Origin of the sequence: Pseudaquabacterium terrae (assembly GCF_013266755.1) — a bacterium.
GTDB classification, from domain to species: Bacteria; Pseudomonadota; Gammaproteobacteria; order Burkholderiales; family Burkholderiaceae_C; genus Pseudaquabacterium; species Pseudaquabacterium terrae.
The window spans coordinates 1-4,149 of record NZ_JABRWJ010000035.1; the positions used below are offsets into that span (position 1 = coordinate 1).

Annotated in this window: 2 protein-coding genes; both read right to left on the minus strand. The window is 61.7% G+C overall.

The window, feature by feature from the left end; all coding sequences use genetic code 11:
- Positions 1-1,479: 1,479 nt before the first annotated feature.
- The gene (locus HLB44_RS36505; protein ID WP_173135756.1) at positions 1,480-1,830 is read right to left on the minus strand and encodes an MmcQ/YjbR family DNA-binding protein; all 351 of its coding nucleotides are present in this window, start codon (positions 1,828-1,830) and stop codon (positions 1,480-1,482) included.
- Positions 1,831-3,129: 1,299 nt separating this feature from the next.
- Entirely contained in the window at positions 3,130-3,519 is a 390-nt protein-coding gene (locus HLB44_RS36510; protein WP_173135758.1) for a hypothetical protein, read from the minus strand.
- Positions 3,520-4,149: the final 630 nt, after the last annotated feature.

The window sequence follows — 4,149 nt, forward strand, 5'->3', positions numbered from 1 at the left end:
GCGAGGCACATGATATGCCTGGGTGCCTCGCGGCCCTGGCGCGTAGCTGGTGGACGTCGCGTTGACCGAAGGGTTAGGTGGCTGCGGGTCTTGGGCAACGATGCCAGAAGGACGGATGACGATGATGCGCAGACCGGAACTGAACGGCGCAGATGTGGCGCGCTGCCAGAGCTCAGGCGGGCATTGCTGGAGTTCGAGATGAGCGGCCAACACATGCGAGGGACATTGGTGAACCGCAGTGCGCGCTTCGGTTCCTGAACTGCAAACGCCCGGAGGGCGCGTAATGGACTGCGCATGCAGCCAATGAATTTGTGTTTCTGCCAGGGCATCACGACGAACGATGTCTTCGCTTCCAGAGCGCAACTCCGATCGCGCTCGCCGGCGAAGGTGGGCTGAATGAAGCTTCGCAAGTGGCGCACTTCGACGGACACCTAACGTTTGAGGTAACGCGCGGCCGCCAGCGGAGTGCCAGGGCCGCGAGGCACATGATATGCCTGGGTGCCTCGCGGCCCTGGCGCGCAGCTGGTGGACGTCGCGTTGACCGAAGGGTTAGGCGTCATTGTGAGCGGCAGAGACGCTGAGCACGACCGCAGGGGAACGACCTGCATGAAGGGCTGCATGGCAGATGTGCGGCCAGAGCCATGGTTCTTCATGCTTGCCAGGGCCGAGCGACGAAGTGCCGGGCTACGGTGTTCGGCTTGAAGTTCGGCTGATGTGAAGTGTTGCCAGGGCCGGGCCCGTCCTGCTTGCCAGGGCGCCTCAGCGAACGTGCCTGGGACGGCCGCGGTGCAGATGAGTTCGGCTGTTCGACCTTCGAGTACACGGGATACTTCGCCGAGGCGGCACTAGTGTTCATGCTCGACGCTCGCAAGACGCGCGGATCGCTCGCGCTCGACCTGGCCATGACGCCTAACGTTTGAGGTAACGCGCGGCCGCCAGCGGAGCGCCAGGGCCGCGAGGCAGATGATATGCCTGGGTGCCTCGCGGCCCTGGCGCGTAGCTGGTGGACGTCGCGTTGACCGAAGGGTTAGGTGGCTGCGGGTCTTGGGCACCGATGCCAGAAGGACGGATGACGATGATGCGCAGACCAGAACTTGAACGGCGCAGGCGCGCGCGTTGCCAGAGCCCGAGCGGGCATTCCTGGACTTCGAGATGAGCGGCCATGACGAGCGACGGACCTTGGTGAGCGGCAGTGCGGCTTTCGGTTCCAGAACTGCAATCGCCCGAAGGGCGCGCGGTGGACTGCGCATGCAGCCAATGGCTTTGTGTTTCTGCCAGGGCACAACGGCGAACGATGTCTTCGCTTCCAGAGCGCGCCCGATCGTGCTCGCCGGAGAAGGTGCGCTGAACGAGACCTGCGCAAGTGGTGCACTTCGACGGACACCTAACGTTTGACATGAGGGGCGGCCGCAAGCAAGCGAAGCTTGCTTGTGGACGTCCCCTCGATGGAAGGGTTAGGCCTGCGCTCGCGAGCGGGCTTCATTGCTTTGTGACTCTGCTCGATTCAGCCACGGCAACGAGCTTCTTCGGCGCCTTACTCGCCCAAGCTTGACTGATGAGCCGATTGACTTGAGCAGGTTTGGCTTGATTCAGAAGAACGCGTAGGCCAACCACCTTTCCGCCCCAGTGCAGTTTTTCCAGGCACTCTGGTTCCAAAGCCAGCGCAATTTCTCTTTCTTGCTCGGGAACGAAGACATGGATGTGTTCTTCGTCGGGCGGCACCGTGACGAAGATCTTCCCTCGAACGCGGAAGGAGGAATACTGAAAATGAGGAGCCTCCGTGACCTCGGGCAGAGACAACGCGTGGCGACGGACCTGGGCGACCTTCATTGCCGGTGATTCTGCAACAGCGACGAGTCCAGACGGTTCTGCGCAGGCCTAACGTTTGAGGTAACGCGCGGCCGCCAGCGGAGCGCCAGGGCCGCGAGGAACATGATATGCCTGGGTGCCTCGCGGCCCTGGCGCGTAGCTGGTGGCCGTCGCGTTGACCGATGAGTTAGGCCGCGGATTTGGACCTGAACCGAGCCGGACTTCCCAACGCCGCACGATGCCAGAGACAAGCCGACGCGAACCTCTATGCTGCGCTGCCATGGGCACAACCGGGGAGCAGAACCGGCCGATCATGTCTTTGCACTGACTTCATCGAAGTCGCGGTTGGCGAAGGATGGGATCGTGTTCTCACGCATGTCTTCAGCTCCCCGGCAAGAAGCGCCTGCATTGAGTCACAAGCGGCCGCGTACTTGCCATGGCGCTCGGACCCTTGGCGCGCTTGCGCGCCCTGCGACGGACTGACTGCGCGGCGCAGCACGCTTGCGCGTAAGCGCTGTTGGCAGGGCACGATGTTGCTCTGCGCTCCGATACCCGCAAGCTTATGCTCGGTGCTTGCAAAGCGGTGCGGCATTGACATGCAGGACTTCCCCGAGGCCTAACGTTTGAGGTAACGCGCGGCCGCCGGCGGAGCGCCAGGGCCGCGAGGCACATGATATGCCTGGGTGCCTCGCGGCCCTGGCGCGTAGCTGGTGGACGTCGCGTTGACCGAAGGGTTAGGCCTCATGCGGCCACGCGGCTATAGCAAACGCCTGAAATCTGGACGACTTGCTCATGGAGGCGACATTCAGTCACTTGATCAAACCAATACTCGATTGGACTTGAACCGTCCCACGTGAGCCTTGTCAGTAACTCTCGCAGAAGGTAATGGCCCACTACGAGGCTAAGGAGGTGGGGAACTTCGAGTACCTGCTCCAGGCTGGGATATCCAGCTACTGCGAGTTCATCCTGAGGTCCCCCACAGTCTTCATCATCTGCTCTTGATTCTTCTACCCATGCTGAGTAGGCAGGCTCAAGATACTGGATCAATTCGATCGCCTTCGCAGTCACAATGAAAGAGTGCTTGGCCATCGTCGAGCGAGATGAACTCAAATCCATCTCTGGCACAGCGAACGTGGTCAACACTCTTGGTTTGCCATCGACGTGTAGTGACTGAAGGGGATTCATGAGGCCTAACGTTTGAGGTAACGCGCGGCCGCCAGTGGAGCGCCAGGGCCGCGAGGCAGATGATATGCCTGGGTGCCTCGCGGCCCTGGCGCGTAGCTGGTGGACGTCGCGTTGACCGAAGGGTTAGGCCTCTCCTTAGAAGTAGCCACCGCTCGCCTCCTGCCACATGGGATACCCCTCCAGCTCTTGGCCTTCCACAGGAACCACTTTGATGAACTTCACGCCCCAAGTTGTGAACGCCTTTCTGCTGATAGGGGCGTGACCCATCCCAAGCGATTCGTCCGCTTTTCGATTCATGCCGGCCATGTACAACGACGAGGTATCGAGCTTCGCTGGATGCTCGGGAAACTGATTGCTGTACAGCCTGACATGTACACCTTCTGGATCGAGCTTGAGAATCTTTAGCACCGAGTAGGTGCCGTTCTCGTTCCTTGTCGAATACAGGCCGCCTTCGATGAGCGTCTCATTGCCGAACGCATTTGCAAGGAGACAGAAGCATGTGAGTACGGCGGTCGCAATGCGCATGAGAGGCCTAACGTTTGAGGTGAGGCGCGGCCGCCAGCGGAGCGCCAGGGCCGCGAGGCGGATGATATGCCTTGGAGCCTCGCGGCCCTGGCGCGTAGCTGGTGGACGTCGCCTCGACCGAAGGGTTAGGCCAAGAGAGGTGAGCGAAGCGAAGGAGGGCCGAGAACCCTACTGGTGACGAAGCCACACTGACGGTGCCCTTGGTGCACAGACGCATGCGTGCCGGGTCTCCTGACTTGGCCCTCAGGCCCGCGGGTACGTCGCAGCGCGCAAGAAGCCTTGCGCATGCGAGATCGGCTTTCCGGTCTTCTTTGGTGTTCTTGTCTTCTTCCTGCTTCGAGGAGCCGGATACGTCCGCTGGCCGCCGGAGGACGGACAGCCCGCTCAGGACTCGCCGCTTCATTTCTCGTCTCCGGCCTTGCCGACGACCACGTGTCTTTTGGCTGTTGGCTCTTTGCTTCGACGCTCGGCCGTCGTCGGAGGCGCGGTTGGTATTCACTGTGCCGGGGCCTAACGTTTGAGGTAACGCGCGGCCGCCAGCGGAGCGCCAGGGCCGCGAGGCACATGATATGCCTGGGTGCCTCGCGGCCCTGGCGCGTAGCTGGTGGACGTCGCGTTGACCGAAGGGTT